Below are 19,426 nucleotides of genomic sequence, written 5' to 3' on the forward strand. Positions count from 1 at the left end.
GAGCGTGCCCCGGCAGTCCGTCGGACACCGACCGGACGGCGGCCGTCACGCCGACCCCGGTGCGGCCGGCGCCGCGCCGGTGGCTTCCGGGCCTGCCGTCGGCGAGTTGGCCGCCCTGGTCGAGGGGCTGGAGCGGGAGTACGCCGACGTACGTGCCCTGGCCGCGTCCACGCATGCCGCACGGGAGGCGCTCGACCGGGCCGAGCGGGAGCACGAGCGGCGGGTGCGCGAGCGGCAGCAGGCCGAGGTGCGGGCCGCCGCCCGCACGTCCCTGCGGGAGGCGCTCGACCAGGAGCACACCGCACTGGAGGCCGAACTCGCGCGTGTGCTGGGCGGTTCCGGGGGCGGCGTCGACTTGCAGGCAGCGGTGCTGGAGCAGCGGATCGCCGCCGTCGCCGCCGCCTGCGACGCCGTACGGGACGTCGAGTCGACCGCACGGCGCCTGAAGGACGCCGACGACCGGCTGGCCGACGCCGCGTTCCGGGCCGGCTTCGACACCCCGGCCGCCGCGGCCGAAGCCCTCATCGACGACGCCCGCCGCCGGGACATCGCCGACCGGCTCCAGGCCTGGCAGGCGGAGGCGGCAGCCGTGGCCGACCGGCTGGCCGAGCCGGAGACCCGGGCCGCCGCCGAAGGTCCCGCACCCGACCCGGACGCCGCCCGCGCCGCCCACGAGGCTGCCGAACGGGCCGCCCGTACCGCCGCGTCCGCCCTGGCAGCGCAGCGGGACCGGTGCGCCGAACTGGGCCGGCTGTCCGCCGAGGCGGCGCAGGAGGTACGGCGGCTCGGCCCGCTGCGCGCCGAGTACGACCGGCTGGCGCGCCTCGCCACGCTCGCCGCCGGGACGTCCGCGGAGAACGAGCGACGGATGCGCCTGGAGTCGTACGTCCTGGCCGCCCGCCTGGAACAGGTCGCTGCGGCGGCGACGGCCCGGCTCCAGCGCATGTCGTCCGGCCGTTACACGCTCGTCCACTCCGACGCCCGCAGCGGCGGCAAGCGCGCGGGCCTCGGTCTCCACGTGGTCGACGCGTGGACCGGTACGGAACGCGACACGGCGACGCTCTCCGGCGGCGAGACGTTCTTCGCGTCGCTCGCGCTCGCCCTCGGCCTCGCGGACGTCGTCACCGACGAGGCGGGCGGGGTCCGGCTCGACACGCTCTTCATCGACGAGGGCTTCGGCAGCCTCGACGACCAGACCCTCGACGAGGTCCTGGACGTGCTCGACTCGCTGCGCGAACGCGACCGCAGCGTCGGCATCGTCAGCCATGTCGCGGATCTGCGCCGCCGTATCCCCACCCAGTTGGAGGTCGTCAAGGGCCGCCGCGGCTCGGCCGTGCAGCTCAGAGCCGGCGCTGCGGCCGCCGTCAGCGACTGATCGGACGGCGCGGCAGGGGAGAGGAGTACACGACGCTCGTCGTCACCGACCCGAGCGCGCCCATCTTTCCCGCCACCTCCTCCAGGTGCCCCATCGAACGGGCGGCGACCTTCAGCACGAAGCAGTCGTCGCCCGTGACATGGTGCGCCTCCAGGATCTCCGGCACGGCGTCCAGCAGATCGTGGAACGGCTTGTAGTTGCCGTTGGGATACCGGAGCCGGACGAAGGCCAGGATCGGCAGGCCGAGCCGCTCCGGTTCGACGACCGCCGTGTACCCGGCGATCACCCCCGCCTCCTCCAGCCTCCGCACGCGCTCCGTCACGGCGCTCGCGGACATGGACACGGCGCGGGCCAGCTCCGCGAAGCTCGCCCTCCCCTGCCGCTGCAGGGCTTCGAGTATGCGCCAGTCGGTGGCGTCCGGTGAATATCCCGTCATGGACGACGAATAGCAGGGGAATCCCCGGCCGAACAAGAGAAGGGCCGGGGATCGTCACTTCACCGAGATGATCGCCTTCCGTAGATTCATGGCCATGACACAGACAACCTCCGTGCCCCACCCCGTCCTGCGCGTGCCCCCGGCCGCCCCCGCCACCGCGGCCGCCTACTTCGCGGCGAGCCTGGCGTTCCACGCGGACGTCTCCGACGTCGCCGCCGCGCTGGCCGGGGACGGCGACCCCGGCTTCGTCGTCCTCGACTCCCGTTCCACGGAGTCCTGGGACCAGGGGCACATCCCCGGCGCCGTCCACCTGCCGACCGCCCTCATCCGCGAGCAGGCGGAGCAGCTTCTCGACAAGGCCGTCCCGGTCGTCACGTACTGCTGGGGCCCCGGCTGCAACGGCGCCACGCGCGCCGCCCTCGCCCTCGCCGAACTCGGCTACCAGGTCAAGGAGATGCTCGGCGGCTTCGAGTACTGGGTACGCGAAGGCTTCCCGTACGAGACGTGGGAGGGCCCCGAGCGCCGCACCGCCGACCCCCTCACCGCACCCGCCGAGGGCGCCGACTGCGGCTGCTGAACACGCGCGCGACAGGCGTCAGCCGCGGCGGAGACGGCGGAGGCGGCGGAGGCGGAGGCGGCGGTCGGCCTCGTCCGGTGGTGACGGGCCGGCCGCCGTGGCCGTCTCAGAGCCTGGACAGTTCGTCGACCAGATCGTCGAGGCCGAGGGGTCCCTGCGACAGCGCCGCCATGTGCCACTGTTTCGCGTCGAACGCGGCGCCCCGCGCCTTGCGGGCGTTCTCGCGGCCCAGCAGCCACGCCCGCTCGCCCAGCTTGTAGCCGATGGCCTGGGCCGGCATCGACAGATAGCGGATCATCTCGCTCTCCACGAACGCCGGCGGGCGGCTGCTGTGCCGCTGGAAGAACTCCTGGGCCAGCTCCGGCGTCCACCGGTCGCCCGGCCGGTACGGCGAGTGCGCCGGGATCTCCAGGCCCAGATGCATGCCGATGTCCACGATCACCCGGCACGCACGCATCATCTGCGCGTCCAGGTAGCCGAGCCGCCGCTCCGGGTCGGGCAGGAAGCCGAGCTCGTCCATGAGCCGCTCGGCGTACAGGGCCCAGCCCTCCGCGTTGGCGCTCACGATGCCGACCGTCGCCTGGTAGCGGGAGAGCCGGTCCGCGACGTGCGCCCACTGCGCGAGCTGGAGGTGGTGGCCCGGCACACCCTCGTGGTACCAGGTCGACACCAGGTCGTACACGGGGAAGCGGGTCTCCCCGTTGACGGGAAGCCAGGTGCGGCCGGGGCGGGAGAAGTCCTCCGACGGTCCCGTGTAGTACGGGGCGGCCGCGCTGCCCGGCGGAGCGATACGCGACTCCACCTTCCGCACCCGCTCGGCGAGGTCGAAGTGCGTGCCGTCGAGCGCGTCGATCGCCTCGTCCATGAGGCGCTGCAGCCAGCCGCGGGTCTCCTCGACGCCCTCGATGTGCGTGCCGTGCTCGTCGAGGTGGGCGAGCGCCGCCCACGGATCGGAGCCGGGGAGGATCCGGTCGGCCTCCTTCCGCATCTCGCCGAGCAGTCGGTGGTACTCGTCCCAGCCGTACGCGTAGGCCTCGTCCAGATCGAAGTCGGTGCCGTTGTGGTAGCGGGACCAGCGGGCGTAGCGCTCACGGCCCACCGTGTCCGGTGCGTCCTTGACGGCCGGCGCGTACACGTCGCGCATCCAGTCCCGCAGCCTGCCGAGCGCGGCGGTGGCTCCCCGGGCGGCCGTGTCCAGCTCGACGCGCAGGCCGCCGGGGCCCGCGGTGACGAACTCCTCGAACCAGCCGCGTCCGCCGCCCCGGCCCCCCTCGCCGCCCGTCCACTTGGTGAGCTGGTCGATGAAGGTGGCGGTGGCGCGCGGCCCGCCCGGCAGCCCTCGCTCCAGGCCAAGGGCGAGCGACTCCCGGTACCCGTCCAGCGCGGCGGGCACGGCGCGCAGCCGCTCGGCGACCGCCGCCCAGTCCTCGTCGGTCTCGGCCGGCATCACGGTGAACGCCATGCGGACGCTGTGCGCCGGGGAGCGCAGATTGCTGACGGTGCGCAGGCCCTCGTCGGCCTCGTGGACGGCCAGTTCGGCGGTGAGGCGCTCCCGCAGGAGACGGCCGCAGCGGCGCTCGGCGTCACTGTCGGCGCCGGGGCGGCGCTCGGCCTCGTCGAGGAGGGCGAGGGTCCGGCGGGCCAGTGCGGCCAGTTCCTCCTGGCCGGCGGGGGAGAAGTCGGGCAGGAGTGCGGAGCTTTCCTTCACGCCCAGGTACGTGCCCGTGACCGGGTCGAGCTCGACGAGGGCGTCGACGAAGGCGTCCGCGACCTGGCGCGGAAGAGCGCTGCTGGGGGTATCTGGCATGACACCATCCTGGTACGCGGCGACTACCCGCGTCACCTCATTCGATCACAGTCGGCTGACAAATGAGCGAGGGGACGGTGTCCCCTCCGTGGCCCCTCCGTGGCCGGTGCCCGGGCGGGCCCGGAGGGCGGCCTGCGGAGATGGGCCGACCGGTGCCGGTTCGGGGCGGGGCGGTGTCATGGCCATGTGCGCCGGGCAGTTGTCGGACGGCTCGGGCCGGGGCGGGGAGCGTGCCGGTGCGGCGGTGGGCGCGACCTGCGGCGGGACGCGCGGCGGCACCTGCGGCGGGACCTGCGGCGGGACCTGGTGTGGAACTGGTATGGGACGTGCTGCGGAAGGCGGCGCCGGGCACGGGGGGCGGCGCGCCGCGCGGGCTCCGGGCGCCCCGGCGGCGCCCGCCGGACGAGTGCCGGTACCGGGGCATCCGGCGACACGCCTACGACCCGCGCGGGTGCGCGCGGGCGCCGGATACGACCGGTGCGCCGGGCGCGGGAGGCGATGGCCCGGCCGTGGCCGAGCCATGGCCCGGCACGGCCGAATTTGGCTGGATCGATTCGCTCCTATGGCCGGTGGCGGTCCGAGTGGGGCACTGCCGGAGCCGTGGTCCCGGCGGCGTCGCGCCGGTGGGCGGAGAGCGACTGGAGCCGGGCCGTGATCACCAGGGTGCCCTCCTCGATCTGGTAGTCGAGGGGGAGGTTCAGGCCGCGCATCGCGGCGACCATGCCGGAGTTGGACGCCTGCGTCACGGCGTACACGCTCGCGCACCCCGCGTCGACGGCGAGCCCGACCAGCCGGCGCAGCAGCTCGGAGCCGATGCCACGGCGCTGCCAGTCGTCCTCGACGAGCAGGGCGACCTCCGTCTCGTCGCCGTCCCACAGCAGGTGGCCGAGGGCGACGAGCCGGCCGGACGCCGTCTCGACGGCGAGCGTCCGGCCGAAGCGGGGGCTGAGCAGGTGGTTCAGGTAGCGGTCGGCGTCGGCGACAGGGCCGTGGTAGCGCAGGCCCAGCGTGCGGTCGGAGCAGCGGTCGTGCATGGCGCGGGCGGCCTTCAGGTCGCCCGGGTCGGCGCGGCGGACGGTGATCTCCTCGCCCTCCGGGAGGGTCAGCACGTCCTGGCCGCGCGGGATCCTCGGCCCGAGGCGCGCGTCCAGCTCCACGAGGGCGCGGGCCCGGGCGAACTCGGTGGGCGTGAACGGCAGGTACGCGCGCTCCACCGTGATCACACCGCCGTACGGGTCGCGCAGCAGCATCACCGTGTCGCCCTGCTCCAGGGCACCCTCCACCGGCGCCGTGCGTCCGCTGGGGCGGCCGGTCGCGGAGACGGCCGGTACGGAGTGGATGGTGCACCGGCCCAGCAACTGGCGCAGCGCGAGGGGCAGTTCCGCCGCGTCCAGGGCGGTGCGGGTGGCCAGGCCGAGCACCCGGGCCGGGGTGTCGACCAGGTCGTGGGCGTCGGCCCGTTCGATCCACGTGCGGGTGCCGCCCGCCACCGCGACCCGCCGGGTCAGCTCGGCCGACGGCAGCGGCTCGGGTGCGCGCAGCAGGAACTCGTCGACGGTGCCCTCGGCCAGCGGGTGCGTCTGGAGGGTCAGGATGTCGACGCGCAGCTCCGCGAGGGCGCCGCACAGGGCGGCCAGGCTGCCCGGCTCGTCGCGCACGGTGGTCCGCATCCGCCACAGCACCGTCCGCTGCTCGCCGCCGTCCCCGACTCCGGGCCCTGGTCCCGGCCTCGGCGGCGGTGTCGGCGCCGGGGCCGGGGCGGATGCCGGAGGGGCGTGACTGTGGCGGCGCGCCCACCAGGTGTGGAACGTCGCCGTGGCCACGAGCACCACCGCCGAGACGACCAGCAGATACGGGCCGTCCGGGCCGTGCGCGATGGTGTTCGCGACCGCGTCGGCCACCGCGACCGCCGTGAAGAGCGCGGCGAGTTCGACCAGGTCCCGCCGCCAGTGGTGGTGACGGCGGGCCGGCTTGGCGTACGTCGTGGTGTTCGCTTCAGTCATGTCGGTCATGGCAGCACTGTGACTCAACGGTGTTGCGTGATCACGAACGCTTTGTGACTGACTGGTTAAGTATGGATCTGAGCAATTAGTTGCCGATTCATGCGGTTTGTGTCGCCGGTTGCCCGGGAGCCGGCCGCAGCGCGTCCGCCAGTCGCTTCGCCTGGACGACGAGCCGCGACGAGCCCTTGCGGGCCGCGACCTCGGCCAGCCCCGGCACGGCGATCTCGGCGCCGCGTCGGGCGTCGCGCCCCGCGCCGGACCGCTCGGCGCACTCCGCCGCCAGGGCCAGTATCTCCCCGAGCCCGCGCACCGGCTCGCCCCCGGTGAGCAACGCGGGCAGCGCGCCCGCGAGCACCGCCCACACCGTGCCGTACGCCCCCGTCCCGGCCGCCGTGCGCAAGGCGTCCGCCATCCGGTTCGGCTTGACCGTGCCGACGTCGACCAGCGCCGCCAGATCCCCGCCCAGCCTGGCCGCGTCGAGCTGCCCGCGCGCCGCGAGCACCAGCAGCGCGTCCACGGCCGCCAGCCGGTCCTCCGCGTGCCGCGCGCCCAGCCCGCAGCCCAGCGCCAGATGCAGCGCGGGCCCCGCCGCGCCGCCCGCCTCCGCCAGCGCGGGCAGGAACCAGGCGCCGTTGCGCATCTCCAGGTCGGCGGCCCCGGCCGCCATCGGCAGCAGCCACGCGGCGAGGACCTCCCGGTCCTCGGGCAGGACCGCCGTTGTGGCCGCCGACACCTCGCCCCAGTGGTAGCAGCTCTCGTCCGTGGCCGCCCACGGGCGCCCCAGGGCGCGGAACGCGGGCGGGAACTCGCGCTGGATCACCGGCTGTTCCTCCGTACCGGCCACGATCCTCCGGAGCGTCGGCAGCCAGTACCGCCGGGTCGTGTCGACCACCGCGCGCGTCGTCGGCCCGAACGGCTCCCCGCCCGTCAGCCAGGCCGCGAGCCGCGCCCCCTCGGGCGTGCCCAGCCCGGCCGCCGCCTCCGCCGCCGCCTCCACGCCCGGCCCGGTCCTGCGCACCCGCAGCAGCGCCTGCGCGACGTCGCACTCGCCGGGCCGCGCACCGAGCCGCCGGTACGCGGCCAGCCGCTCGACCAGCTCGCCGGCGTCGATCGCGCCCGTGTGCCACGTCGGCGTGGCCAGCAGGAACGGCAGCGGATCCGGATCCGTCAGGATCCGCAGCGCGACCTCACACCCTCGCGCGGCCGGTACCTGCGCGAGCCGCACGTGGACGCAGCGCGGATCCGCCGTGGACCGCAGCGCCCGGCGCAGTCCGTCGGCCTCCACCCGGCCGAACACGGTCAACACCACCAACTGCACCCCGTCCACCTGCTGTGCGCTGAGGAAGTCGTTGTCGTACCACTGCAGTCCCGGCAGCAGCGGCTGCAGGGCCTCGCGCAGCGCCCCCAGGTCCGTGTACGCGTGCCGCACCAGCCCGTCCAGCGCCCGCTCGAAGGCGGCGACGTCGTCGTCCCGCGACTGGAGCAGCGCTGCCACCTCCTCGACGAGCTCCGGCAGCGTCCCGGCGGCGGGCGCCACGCGCTGGGGCTCCGGCACCGGCGGGAGCAGCTCCTCGTACGGCCCGTTCGCACCGTCCGCCTCCGGCAACGTGCCGAACACCGCTGCCGCGGCCGTCCGGTGCACGGGGCTCAGCAGCGCGGCCGCGGACTCCGCGAGCCCGCGCCGCACCTCCTCGTCCACCCCGGACACGTACCGCCCCACCAGCTTCAGCGCCCGCTCCTGCACGGCCGTGTCCTCGTGCCCGAACACCTCGGCCACCACCGGCAGCAGCTCCGCGGCCGCGCTCCGGTCCCTCCGCAGCACCTTGCCCAGCAGCACCAACTGCGCCCGCACCAGCTTCTTCTCCGTACGGAACAGCACCGACGCGGACACCTCCGCCAACTGCCGCGCCGTCAGCACGCCGGCCTCCGCCAGCCGGGCCAGCACCTCAAGGCCGTGCGCCGCCACCGTCGACGGAGCGTCCGCCGCCAGCGCCATCCAGTCCGCCGTACGCGCGGCCTCCTCCTCCGCCGTGAGATCGAGGCGGCGCAGCAGGCCGACGAAGAAGCGCAGGTCGGCCGGCTTGCCGCCGCGCAGCAGCCGCGCCACGCACCCGTCCACCAGCACGGCCCGCTCCACGACGCCCCGCTCGGCCAGCGACACCAGTGCCTCGGGCCAGCCCTCGTACCAGACGAGCGGTCCCGCCGGCTCCGCCGTCTCGAACAGCCGTGGCACCAGCACCGGCGTCTGCGGGTCCTCCGCGAGACGCGCCAGTGTCCGGTACCGCGCCACCTCGTCCACCCAGCCGTACACATAGCCGTCCGTCAGCGGCACCGGACCGCCGGAGCGCCGCACCAGGTCATGGATCAGCGGATAGTCGTCCCGCGCCGTCGCCGCCCGGGCCGCGAGCCGGTGCGCCACATCGCCCAGCCACGCCGGGTCCCGGTCGCGGAGGACCTCGAACAGCAGCTCGTGCGGCGGCGTCCGCCAGTCCCGCAGGTCACGGGCGCCGATCCACGCGGCCGTCGCCGCCGCCCCGCCGTGACAGGCCGCCCCCGCGACGAGCAGGGCGTGATGCACGCGCCGGCGCTCGTCCCACCGGTCCCAGCCCCACGCGCGCACCGTGGCCCGCAGCGTCTTCAACTCGGCCAGCAGTGCCTTGCGTCCGGCGGCGTCCAGCCCCTTCACCCGCTCCGGAACGTCCCCCGACCGGCCCTTCAGCACCACATCCAGCAGTTCCTTCACCGCACACCCCCGTCGATCGTCCCGGCTGCCCGCATGTCCGCCACTGTCCTTGTCCGCGTCTCCGCCCGCGTCCGCGTCAGCCCCTCCGGCTCCGCCGCCGCCCCGCGCCGCACCATGCGGACGGCCAGCGCGTGCTTGCACGGGCCGCGCCCGCCACGGTGGTCCGCCCACCACCGGCACGTACAGCTCAGCCGGCCGTCCGACTCCCGCACCTGGTACCGCCGCTCGCCCGACACCACCACCGCCAGGTCACCGGCCGCCGCCTCCACGGCGCCCGACGCCACCAGCTCACGCGCCGCCACCAGACGCGGGTTGTGCCGCTCGGCCCGGTCCGCGTCGTACGGCAGCTCCCGGTGGAAGTACGCGGCTTCCGCCACGTCGTACCCCACGCGCCCCGCCGTGCCCAGGCGCGTGAGCGCGGCCCGCACCCGCTCCACGCTCAGCCCGGCCTGCGCGGCCAGGTCGGCCGGGTCGATCCGCGGCTCCCACACGAGCAGCACCGACACCAGCTCCGCGTCCTGCGCCGCCTCGTCCGTGGCCAGTGCCTCCAGCACACCGCCCTCGCCCGAGAAGCCGCGCGACGGATCGGGCGACAGCGTCAGCGTCAGCCGCATCCCGGGCAGGACCACCTCCCAGGCGCTCGCCGTCGCCACCGGGCCCCCGCCGCCCCGGGCAGCCGCCGCACCCCGCGCACCACCCGTACCGCCCGTACCGCCGGCCGCCACCGGCCCGTAAACGCGCAGCGCGGTCGCGTGCCGCAGCACCCGCTGGAGCGCCACCAGCCGGTCAGGACCCGCCAGACACACCGCGCCGGGAACCGGCCGGGTCGTCGGCCGCAGCGTCCGCCCCGCCGGCACCACCCACATCGGCGCCCGCGCCCCGGCACCCGTCCCGCGCGGCAGCGACCGCAGGAACCGCACCGCGTCGGCCGCCGGCAGCTCGGCCCGCAGATCGAATCCCGCGCAGGCCACCTGCGCCTCGGCGAAGCCCCGCAGCCACCGGTCCGGCAGCGGCACCTTCTTCTCCACCACCGACCCGCCGACCGTCGTCACCGCCAACTCGTCAGGGCCGACCCGCAGATGCAGCGGATCGTCCCCGGTCAGCCGCGAAAGCGCCTCCCGCAGCGGGGTGTTGACGTCCACGTTCGTCGTACCGTGCCCCGTGTCCGCGCCGTCGAGGCCCTCCCGCAGCACGTCGAGACGCGCGTACACGCCGTTGCACCCCGAGAACGACTCGAAGCGGAGCCGGTCGCCGTTCCCCGTCACGACCGGGTCGAGCGACGCCGGGCGCAGCCGCTGGTAGTAGCGCGCCGCCGCCACATCGGCCACGGCGAGCAGGGCATGCGCCGCAATCTGAGGAGATGTCAGAAAACCGGAGAAGAAACGGGGATGGGATGCGGCACCCGCCGGTGTCAGCCCTCCAGCGGTCTCCAGCCCGAGCAACCGGCCGGCCTGCGAGGACTCCAGGGCGGACGGGCGTGCGTAGGCGAATGCCTGTACGGATCGCGTCATGTCGTCAACCGTAGGACCCGCCACTGACAATCTCCGGACGTACGCCCCGGGGCCCACGACCAACGGCCGATCGACCGGCCGCCACCCGCCGCCGTACCGTCGCCCTCACCCAACGAAGCGGAGGACACGGCGATGTACGTCCCGGAAGCCCACACGCACATCCGCATCGCCCGCCCGTCACGCGACCTGCGGGCCGCCGAACGGTTCTGGACGAAGGGCCTCGGCCTCAGCGTCGTGTACCGCGACGACGGCGGCGGCGAACCGGGCGCGCACGCCCTGCTGATGCTCGGCCGGCCCGGCGCCGCCTGGCACCTGGAACTCGTCCACGAGGCCGCCCGCCCCGTCACGCCCCGCCCCACGGAGGAGGACCTGCTCGTCGTCTACCTCGAAGAACCCGTCCCCGCCGAACTGGTGGCCCGCCTGGAGGCACACGGCGGCAGGCGCGTCACCTCGCCCAACCCGTACTGGAACACCTGGGGTGTCACGGTGGAGGCCCCGGACGGCTACCGGCTCGTACTGTGCGAGCGCTCCTGGTCCAACACGCCGACGTCCAACACGCCGACGTCCAACACGCCGACGTCCGACGCGTCGGCGTCCGACGCGCCGGCGGACTGAACGGCCTCCGCGAGCAGGCGCACTCCCGCCGCGATCCGCCCCAGGACCAGCACCGTGCCCGCGACGCCGCCAGAGCCGTGCGCAGCTCCACGCGCAGGCCGCGCGGCTGCGGCGCCCTGCCCTGCGCGCCCGGCGTCGCAGGGGCGCGCACCGCGTCGCCTGAAGCGCCCGACCCCGCCGCCTCGCCGGAGCGCCCACCGTGGGGCTCAGCAACTCCCAGGCCCCCCCGCCCTGTTCCCGGCCCCCGCCCGGTCCGCGCTCCGCCGTGGCCGGACCCTGGCGCGCGACGGCGTTGTCAGTGGCACCGGCTACGTTGCGAAGCATCCGATCCGCGCTTGCTGGCTGCGGCGCTGCCGGACCCGCCACCCCGCCCTGCCGTGCGCCGGGCGGGGTGGCCCCGCGGCGTGCCGCATCGGAGGCGCGCCGCCTCGCCCGTGCGCCCCTCAGTGGCCGCCGTCCCGGCTGCCGTCGAGGATCACGCGCGCGACGAGGGCCGGGTCGTCGTTCATCGGGACATGGCCGCAGCCCGGCAGCCGCACCAACCGGGCGCCCGGCACGGCACGCTTGGCCCGGACGCCCTGGCGGCGCAGCAGCAGCCGGTCCCGGGTGCCCCAGGCGATGGTGACGGGCACGTCGGGAATGTCGTCCAGGAACAGGACGTCCCGCTGGGTGGCCAGCGTCGGCTCGAAACCGGTCGCTCCGCGCAGTGCGAGCGTCTCGGCGACCACCGCGTCGGGTGACCGGCGGCCCGGCCGCGCGTAGATCGTGCCGGCCAGCGCCGCCCGCCCGGCGGCCGACCGGGAGAGCCGCTCGATGAACGACACGGGCAGCGACCGCGCCCCCAGCCGCATCGCGCGCAGCGTCCCGACGGCATAGCGCCGTTCGGCCTCCGTCCAGAACCCGGCGGGCGACAGCGCCGTCACCGAGCGGACGAGCTTCTCGCGCCCCAGCTCCAGCGCCAGCAGCCCGCCCAGCGAGTTGCCCGCCACGTGCGGCCGCCCGATGCCCAGCGCCGTACAGAACGCCTCCAGCACCGGCACGACCGTGGACAGGTCGTACGCCAGGCCGTCCGGCAGCGCGGGCGAGGTCCCGAAGCCCGGCAGGTCCACGGCGACGACGTCACGCCGTGCCGCCAGGATGTCCAGGACCGGCTGCCACGCCTGCCAGTGGTGGCCGATGCCGTGCAGGAGCAGCAGCGGTTCCCCGGCTCCGACGCGTTCGTACCGTACGGACACCGTGCGCGGCCCCTGCGGGGACTCCACCGTGAACGAGACCTCTGCGGCCATGCTGCTGCTCCCTGTCTCCCGCTCGGCCGCGCCGTATCCAGACAGCGCGTCAGCAACAATTACCGCCCGGTAGGCGGGAGTTCAAGGCCGGGTGGCCGTCGGTGGCCCGTCCTGCGCCCCTCCGTGGCCGTGCGAACGTTCTGTGAACACCACACCCCGTACCGTCACCGCGTTCAGCCCTCGGTCGATGATTGGTCTTGACCAAGGTGGTGGCCCGTCCTATGGTCGCAGGGATAGTGCAGGAACCTTTAATAAACAAGGGCGCGGAAAGTCGTCCCGGACACGGCGATCGCGGAGGATCAGGGTGGGGACCACGCAGCTTGAATCGGTGCCGGAACCGAAGTACTGGCACCTGAAGACCGTGATCAGCGAGGCGCTCGACTCCGAGTTCGAGGTGGGCGAGATCCTGCCCAACGAACGCGAACTCGCGGCCCGCTTCGGCGTCGCCCGCGCCACGCTCCGGCAGGCGCTCGAGCAGCTCGAACTGGAGGGCCGACTGCAGCGCCGCCGCGGCGTCGGCACGACCGTCGCCCCGCCCCGCGTCGGCGTGGACGTCTCCACCGCCCAGCACCGCTGGCCCGGGACCGGCGAGGAGAACTGGGAGGCCGTCGACTGCACCTTCGCCGCGCCGCCCGCCGCCGTGGCCCGCCTCCTCGAACTCGACACGGACGCGGACGCCGATGCCGACGCGGACGCCGCCGGCTCCCGGGGAGCCGCCCGCTCCGTTCACACGGTGCGCAGGCTCCGGGCGACGCGCGGCCAGTCCGTCGCCGCCGAGCAGCTCTACGTTCCCGCCTCCTCCGTGCCCGGGCTCGTGACGTCCGGCGACACCACCGGCCCGGTCCTCGCCCGTGGCGTCCTGCGTGAACTGGCGCTGCTGCCCCTCGACGGCCAGGACCGCGCCGTGGAGCTGGGCTCGGCCCGCGCCGACGACGCCAAGGAACTGGACCGCCTGCCCGGCGCCCCGGTCCTCGTCGTCACCACCCGCTACCTCTCCGAGGGCCGCACCGCCGCCGTCTCCGTCGCCACCTACCGCGCGGACACCTGCCGCCTCACCTTCGGCGACGTGGGCGACCTCCAGATCGCCTCCTGACCCCGCCGGCCGGCAGCCGCCGCCCGGGACACGGCACCAGGACACCGACCGCACGAGGCACCGACCGCACGAGGCACCGGCGGGAGCAATGCCGGTCGCCGCCGTCGGAGGCCCGTCCGCGTTCAGCGGCGGGCCGTCACCGTGCCCTCCACGGCGAAGAGCTGCTCCTCCACGTGGTCCAGGGCGAGCCGCAGCGCGCCGGTCGCGACCGCCGCCTCGCCCAGCAGGGACAGCTCCACACGCGGCGGCCGCAGGCAGTACCGCGCCAGTTCTTCCCGCAGCGGCGGCAGGATGCCGTCCAGGCCCGCCGCCCAGCCGCCGACCACCACCAGCTCCGGGTCCAGCGCCAGGGCCAGCGCGGCCACGTCGTGCACCAGTCGCTGCGTGAACCGCTCCACGGCCGCCGCGGCCCGCTCGTCGCCCCGCCGCGCCCGCGCGAACACCTCGGCCACCGCCTGCTCGTCCAGCGGGTGCAGCGGCTCGTCCGTCGTCGACAGCAGTGCCTCCGGCGTGTCCCCGCGCCCCAGCAGATGCAGCGCGCCGATCTCGCCGGCCGCCCCGCCGAACCCCCGGTGCAGCCGCCCGCCGATCAGCGCCCCCGCCCCCGGGCTCAACCCCGCCAGGACGAACACGATGTCGTCCGAGTCGGTCGCCGCACCCTTCCAGTGCTCGGCGACCGCCGCCGCGTTCGCGTCGTTCTCCACGAGCACCGGACACCGGAACGACCGCCGCAGCCGGTCCCCGAGCGCCAGCCCCGTCCACCCGGGCAGCGCCGTGCCGAGCCGCACTGTGCCGTCGGCCTCCACGATCCCCGGCGTGCCCACACCGACCGCGCGCAGACTGCCGCGCGCCACCCCGGTGCGCCGCAGCACGTCGGCCACCGCCGCCCGCATCCGCTCCAGTCGCTCGTCCGCCGACGCCGTCTCCGCGACCGCGCGCGTGCCCGCGCCGATGATCCGCCCGTCGAGCCCGGACAGCAGCGCGGCCACCCGGTGTGGTCCGATCTCGATGCCCAGCAGATGACCCGCCTCGGCGCGGAACCGGAACCTCCGCGCCGGCCGCCCCTGCCGACGCACCTCGCCCTCCTCAGGCGCCACCTCGACCACGAGACCCGCCCCGATGAGCCCCTCGGTCACCTCGTCGACCGTGGGTCGTGAGAGGCCGGTGAGACGTGTGAGGTCGGTCAGCGTGCGTGCCTCACCGCCCCGCAGCGCATGGAGTACCACCGCGGAGTTGATCCGCCGCAGCAGCGACGGGTCCCCGCCGGTCAGCCGCCCCACCGTGTGTCCTCCCAGCTCGTGCCGCGTGTCTGCCGGATCGTACTCAATGCCGCCGACAGCGGCGACCGCGCCCGCCGCCGTGCCCGCGACCGCGCGCGCCGCGAACCCGCGCGGCCCCCGCGCCCGCACCTGCCGCCGTGCCCCCCGAACCCGCCGCGGAGCCCGACGCCGCACCGGACGGCCCACCCGTGCCGTCCGGAGACCCGGGTCACCTGACGGGACGCCAATTGTCAGTGGCGGCCGCTTTACTGGATCCCATGACCACCGCTCGGTACCTGGCGACCATCGATCGGCTGCGCTTCCACCCCTTCCCGGGGCGGCGCGGCAGATCCGACGTGGGCGACAGCGGCCCGGGCTACCACATAGCCGAGCTGTCCACCAGCGAGGAATTCTGGGAGGACCGCAGCCGGCTGGAGCTCGTCGCCGAGCAGTACGAGGCGGACCGCGACGCGCTGTCCGCGCTGCTCACCGCCCGCTGGGGCGCACCTCGGGTGTTCAGCCTGTGGTCCGTGTTCCGGCGCGCGTCCGACGGCGAGCCGATCCCGGAGCCGTGGGACGCGCTCAGCAACCACGTCCCCGACCTGCACCTGTGGCGGGCCGACGGCCGCTGGATCGCCCTCGGTGTCTCCCAGTGGGACAGCGAGCTGCCGTTCCAGCTCCTCGCCGTCGTCACGGACGTCGATCCTCCGTAGCGAACGCGGCGGCCCGCAGCCGGCCGTACTCCTGCGCCATCGTCTCCGCCGTCCAGTGCGCGTTCAGCCCGCTGGGATTGGGCAGCGCCCAGACACGCGTGTCGCCGATCGTCCGCTCCTGCGGCCCGATCCGCGCCTTCTTCTCACCGAAGGCCGTGCGGTACGCGGTGACGCCGACGACCGCGAGCCAGCGCGGCCGCAGCCGCTCCACCTTCGCGGTCAGCAGCCGCCCGCCCTCACGGAACTCCTCGTCGCTCAGCTCGTCGGCCCGCGCCGTCGCCCGCGCCACCACGTTCGTGATGCCCAGCCCGTACGAGAGCAGCTCACCCTGCTCGGACGGCCGCAGCAGCCGCGGCGTGAACCCGGACAGGTGCAGCACCGGCCAGAACCGGTTGCCGGGCCGTGCGAAGTGGTGGCCCGTCGCACCGGACATCAGGCTCGGGTTGATGCCGCAGAACAGCACGGACAGGCCGCCCGCCGCCACGTCGGGAATGACGCGGTCGCGAGCGGCCTGGAGTTCCTCGGCGGAGAGCCGGCGTGAAGCCGTCCCCGAAGGAGTACGTGAGGGAATGCGTGAGGCCACGTCAGAGGATGGCGCCCGGCGTGTACGCGGCGGCCTCCGGGTGCTGCTTGACGATCTCCTCGATCCGGGAGACCAGCGCGCCGACCTGGTCGGCGGCCGCGCCCGTGAACGACAGCTTGTCCGCCATCAGCGCGTCGAGCCCGGCCCGGTCCAGCGGGATCCGCGCGTCGGCGGCGAGCTTGTCCAGCAGCTCGTTGCGCTCCGCGCCCTGCTCACGCATGGCGAGGGCGGACGCCACCGCGTTCTCCTTGATGGCCTCGTGGGCCTCCTCGCGGCCCACCCCGGCCCGCACGGACGCCATGAGGACCTTCGTGGTGGCGAGGAACGGCAGGTAGCGGTCCAGCTCCCGGGCGACGACCGCCGGGAACGCGCCGAACTCGTCGAGGACCGTCAGGAACGTCTCCAGCAGACCGTCCAGCGCGAAGAACGCGTCGGGCAGTGCGACGCGGCGCACCACGGAGCACGAGACGTCGCCCTCGTTCCACTGGTCGCCCGCCAGCTCGCCCGTCATCGACGCGTAACCGCGCAGGATCACCATGAGGCCGTTGACGCGCTCGCAGGAGCGGGTGTTCATCTTGTGCGGCATCGCGGACGAGCCGACCTGGCCCGGCTTGAAGCCCTCGGTGACCAGCTCGTGGCCCGCCATCAGACGGACCGTCTTGGCCAGCGACGACGGCGCGGCGGCGAGCTGCACCAGCGCCGTGACGACCTCGTAGTCCAGCGAGCGCGGGTAGACCTGGCCGACCGACGTGAACGCGTGCGCGAAGCCCAGGTGCTCGGCGATCCGCTGCTCCAGCTCCGCCAGCTTCGACGCGTCGCCGCCCAGCAGGTCCAGCATGTCCTGCGCCGTGCCGACCGGGCCCTTGATACCGCGCAGCGGGTAGCGGCCCAGCAGCTCCTCAAGGCGCGCGTACGCCACCAGCAGCTCGTCCGCCGCCGTCGCGAACCGCTTGCCGAGCGTCGTGGCCTGCGCGGCCACGTTGTGCGACCGGCCCGCCATGACCAGCTCGCCGTACTCGGCCGACAGCTTGCCGAGCCGCGCCAGCACCGCCACCGTCCGGTCCCGCATCAGCTCCAGCGACAGCCGGATCTGCAGCTGCTCCACGTTCTCGGTCAGGTCGCGGGACGTCATGCCCTTGTGGACCTGCTCGTGGCCGGCGAGGTCGTTGAACTCCTCGATCCGGGCCTTCACGTCGTGCCGCGTGACCTTCTCACGCTCGGCGATCGAGGCCAGGTCGACCTGGCCGAGTACGCGTTCGTAGTCGGCGAGCGCGGCGTCCGGAACCTCGACCCCGAGGTCCTTCTGGGCGCGCAGCACGGCGAGCCACAGCCGCCGCTCCAGCCTCACCTTCTGTTCGGGGGACCACAGGACGGCGAGGTCGGCGGAGGCGTAGCGGCCGGCGAGGACATTGGGGATGCGAGGCTTGGCAGTCACGTGACCGGATTCTACTGGCGATTTGTGCAGGCCAGCGCCCCGGTCCGGGTTGTGGCTTGCTACGAGACGCACGCCACGCGGTGGCCTCGGGGCAGCCGGGGTGGTCGGGGCGGTCGGGGCAGGTCAGGAGACCGGCGCCTCGAAGGGGAGGAGCTCGGGGCGCTTCGCCGGGCGGCCGTCGCCCGAGGAGCGTCCGGTCAGGCGCCGCCCGATCCAGGGTCCCAGATGCTGCCGGGCGAACCGCAGGTCGCCCGCCCGCCGCTCCAGCCACGGGGCCCGTACCTCCGGAGGCAGCGCCGCCCGCCAGTCCTCCTCGGGCGCCAGGCCGAGGGTCTGCCACACCGCTTCGGCGACCCGGCGGTGGCCCTCGGCGGTGAGGTGCAGGCGGTCCACGTCCCACATCCGGCGGTCACCGAGCGCCTCGGAACCGTACAGGTCCACGACCAGCGCGCCGTGCCGTGCGGCGAGCTCGTCCACGTACGCGAAGAGCGCCTCCATCCGGGGCCGGAACCGCTCCATCACCGGGCCCCGGCGGCCGGGGCTGCGCATCAGAACGAGCTGCCCGCAGGAGGGGGCGAGACGCTCGACCGCCTCCTCCAGATGTGCGCGCACACGCCCCAGGTCGCACTTGGGGCGCAGGGTGTCGTTGAGCCCGCCGACGAGCGTGACCACATCGGCCTTCATCTCGGCCGCCGGCCCCACCTGCTCGTCGACGATCTGCGCGATGAGCTTGCCGCGCACCGCCAGGTTCGCGTACCGGAAGCCGGGCGTCCGGGCGGCGAGCCGTGCGGCCAGCAGATCGGCCCAGCCCCGGTAGGAGCCGTCGGGCAGCAGGTCGGACATGCCCTCGGTGAAGCTGTCACCGACCGCGACAAGACTCGTGTATGTGGCATTGATCTTCATGGCGGGCCGATCATACCGTGCGGTATGCCGCACGGTTTCTCAGGCCGTCGGGCCGCCCACCAGTTCCCGCAGTACGTCCTCCATCGTGACCAGGCCGGCCAGCCGCCCGTCGTCGTCCAGGACGGCGGCCAGATGCGTACGGCTGCGGCGCAGCGCCGTCAGGACGTCGTCCAGCGGCGTCGCGTCCCGCACCTGGGCGATCGGCCGCATCGCCGACACCGGGAACGGGAGGTCGCGCGGCACCACGTCCAGCGCGTCCTTCACGTGCAGGTAGCCCAGGATGCGGCGGGCCGGGTCCACCACCGGGAACCGGGAGAACCCGGACTCCGCGGCCAGCCGCTCCAGCTCCTCCGGCGTCGTGCCCACCTGCGCGTACACGACCCGCTCCAGGGGCATGACGACGTCCCGCACCGGACGGCGGCCCAGTTCGAGCGCGTCGTGCAGCCGCTCGGCGGCGCGGTCGTCCAGGAGGCCCGCGTCACCGGCGTCGGTGACCATCCGGGCCAGTTCGTCGTCCGAGAACGTCGCGGCGACCTCGCCCCTGACCTCCACGCGCAGCAGCTTCAGCAGCCCGTTGGCGAACGCGTTGATCGTGAAGATCACCGGCCGGGCCGCGCGCGCCAGCCCCACCAGCGGCGGGCCCAGCAGCAGCGCCGTACGGACCGGCTCGGCCAGGGCGATGTTCTTCGGCACCATCTCGCCCAGCAGCATGTGCAGATACGTCGCGACCGTCAGCGCGATCACGAACGAGATCGGGTGCACCAGGCCGTGCGGCACGCCCAGCGCGTCGAACAGCGGCTCCAGCAGATGCGCGATGGCCGGCTCGGCGACGATACCGAGCACCAGCGTGTTCAGCGTGATGCCGAGCTGGGCCGCCGCCATCAGCGCCGACACGTGCTCCAGGCCCCACAGGACACTGCGGGCCCGCCGGTTCCCCGCCTCCGCCTGCGGCTCGATCTGGCTGCGGCGCACCGAGATCAGGGCGAACTCGGCGCCGACGAAGAACGCGTTGAGGACGAGGGTCAGCAGACCGATCAGCAACTGGATCGCGGTCATCGGCCACCCTCCCCACGGGCATCGCGCCCAC

16 protein-coding genes are annotated in these 19,426 nt (G+C 74.6%); 5 read left to right on the top strand and 11 right to left on the bottom strand.

What is annotated here, in order from left to right:
• Positions 1-1,375, top strand: a 1,375-nt coding sequence (locus HTZ82_RS12570; protein WP_302852225.1) for an SbcC/MukB-like Walker B domain-containing protein, incomplete at its 5' end; no start/stop codon positions are given.
• On the opposite strand, the gene HTZ82_RS12575 is transcribed toward HTZ82_RS12570, so the two are convergent.
• Positions 1,365-1,811, bottom strand: coding sequence for an Lrp/AsnC family transcriptional regulator (locus tag HTZ82_RS12575; RefSeq protein WP_175409432.1), 447 nt, complete (start codon positions 1,809-1,811; stop codon positions 1,365-1,367). The genes HTZ82_RS12570 and HTZ82_RS12575 overlap by 11 nt on opposite strands.
• A gap of 94 nt (positions 1,812-1,905) precedes the next feature.
• Here HTZ82_RS12575 and HTZ82_RS12580 point away from each other — a divergent pair, with 94 nt between their 5' ends.
• A complete protein-coding gene (locus HTZ82_RS12580; RefSeq protein ID WP_175409433.1) occupies positions 1,906-2,388 on the top strand; it encodes a rhodanese-like domain-containing protein in 483 nt (160 codons plus the stop codon).
• 106 nt (positions 2,389-2,494) lie between these two features.
• On the opposite strand, the gene HTZ82_RS12585 is transcribed toward HTZ82_RS12580, so the two are convergent.
• From HTZ82_RS12585 to HTZ82_RS12600, 4 genes are all read right to left on the bottom strand, one after another.
• On the bottom strand, positions 2,495-4,195 hold the full coding sequence (locus HTZ82_RS12585) for a DUF885 domain-containing protein (RefSeq protein ID WP_175409434.1): 1,701 nt from the start codon (positions 4,193-4,195) through the stop codon (positions 2,495-2,497).
• Between the two features lie 560 nt (positions 4,196-4,755).
• Positions 4,756-6,207 (bottom strand): GNAT family N-acetyltransferase, encoded by a 1,452-nt coding sequence (locus tag HTZ82_RS12590; RefSeq protein WP_175409435.1) that lies wholly within the window; start codon positions 6,205-6,207, stop codon positions 4,756-4,758.
• 88 nt (positions 6,208-6,295) lie between these two features.
• A complete protein-coding gene (locus HTZ82_RS12595; RefSeq protein WP_175409436.1) occupies positions 6,296-8,941 on the bottom strand; it encodes a DUF6493 family protein in 2,646 nt (881 codons plus the stop codon).
• Positions 8,938-10,452: an SWIM zinc finger family protein gene (locus tag HTZ82_RS12600; RefSeq protein WP_175409437.1), complete on the bottom strand. Its 1,515-nt coding sequence runs from the start codon at positions 10,450-10,452 to the stop codon at positions 8,938-8,940. Before HTZ82_RS12600 ends, HTZ82_RS12595 begins: the two co-directional genes overlap by 4 nt.
• A 132-nt stretch (positions 10,453-10,584) precedes the next feature.
• On the opposite strand from HTZ82_RS12600, the gene HTZ82_RS12605 reads away from it, so the two are divergent.
• Complete coding sequence (locus tag HTZ82_RS12605; RefSeq protein WP_175409438.1) at positions 10,585-11,067, top strand: VOC family protein; 483 nt, start codon at positions 10,585-10,587, stop codon at positions 11,065-11,067.
• Positions 11,068-11,510: 443 nt separating this feature from the next.
• On the opposite strand, the gene HTZ82_RS12610 is transcribed toward HTZ82_RS12605, so the two are convergent.
• The gene (locus tag HTZ82_RS12610) at positions 11,511-12,353 is read right to left on the bottom strand and encodes an alpha/beta fold hydrolase (RefSeq protein WP_175409439.1); all 843 of its coding nucleotides are present in this window, start codon (positions 12,351-12,353) and stop codon (positions 11,511-11,513) included.
• Between the two features lie 304 nt (positions 12,354-12,657).
• On the opposite strand from HTZ82_RS12610, the gene HTZ82_RS12615 reads away from it, so the two are divergent.
• Positions 12,658-13,446: a GntR family transcriptional regulator gene (locus tag HTZ82_RS12615; RefSeq protein ID WP_175409440.1), complete on the top strand. Its 789-nt coding sequence runs from the start codon at positions 12,658-12,660 to the stop codon at positions 13,444-13,446.
• A gap of 122 nt (positions 13,447-13,568) precedes the next feature.
• On the opposite strand, the gene HTZ82_RS12620 is transcribed toward HTZ82_RS12615, so the two are convergent.
• On the bottom strand, positions 13,569-14,726 hold the full coding sequence (locus tag HTZ82_RS12620) for an ROK family protein (RefSeq protein WP_175409441.1): 1,158 nt from the start codon (positions 14,724-14,726) through the stop codon (positions 13,569-13,571).
• A gap of 257 nt (positions 14,727-14,983) precedes the next feature.
• Between HTZ82_RS12620 and HTZ82_RS12625 the strand changes: the two genes are divergently transcribed.
• Complete coding sequence (locus tag HTZ82_RS12625) at positions 14,984-15,418, top strand: hypothetical protein (protein WP_175409442.1); 435 nt, start codon at positions 14,984-14,986, stop codon at positions 15,416-15,418.
• Here HTZ82_RS12625 and mug read toward each other — a convergent pair.
• The 4 genes from mug to HTZ82_RS12645 all read right to left on the bottom strand — a co-directional run bounded on the left by mug (position 15,396) and on the right by HTZ82_RS12645 (position 19,395).
• Positions 15,396-15,989 (bottom strand): G/U mismatch-specific DNA glycosylase, encoded by a 594-nt coding sequence (gene mug / locus HTZ82_RS12630; RefSeq protein WP_175409446.1) that lies wholly within the window; start codon positions 15,987-15,989, stop codon positions 15,396-15,398. The genes HTZ82_RS12625 and mug overlap by 23 nt on opposite strands.
• Positions 15,990-16,002: 13 nt before the next feature.
• Positions 16,003-17,436, bottom strand: coding sequence for an adenylosuccinate lyase (purB, locus tag HTZ82_RS12635; RefSeq protein ID WP_175409443.1), 1,434 nt, complete (start codon positions 17,434-17,436; stop codon positions 16,003-16,005).
• 123 nt (positions 17,437-17,559) lie between these two features.
• Positions 17,560-18,339, bottom strand: a complete 780-nt coding sequence (locus HTZ82_RS12640; protein ID WP_175409444.1) for an SGNH/GDSL hydrolase family protein — start codon at positions 18,337-18,339, stop codon at positions 17,560-17,562.
• A gap of 39 nt (positions 18,340-18,378) precedes the next feature.
• Positions 18,379-19,395, bottom strand: coding sequence for a hemolysin family protein (locus tag HTZ82_RS12645; protein ID WP_175409445.1), 1,017 nt, complete (start codon positions 19,393-19,395; stop codon positions 18,379-18,381).
• Positions 19,396-19,426: the final 31 nt, after the last annotated feature.

Source organism: Streptomyces sp. TRM64462, from assembly GCF_013362995.1.
Taxonomy (GTDB): domain Bacteria; phylum Actinomycetota; class Actinomycetes; order Streptomycetales; family Streptomycetaceae; genus Streptomyces.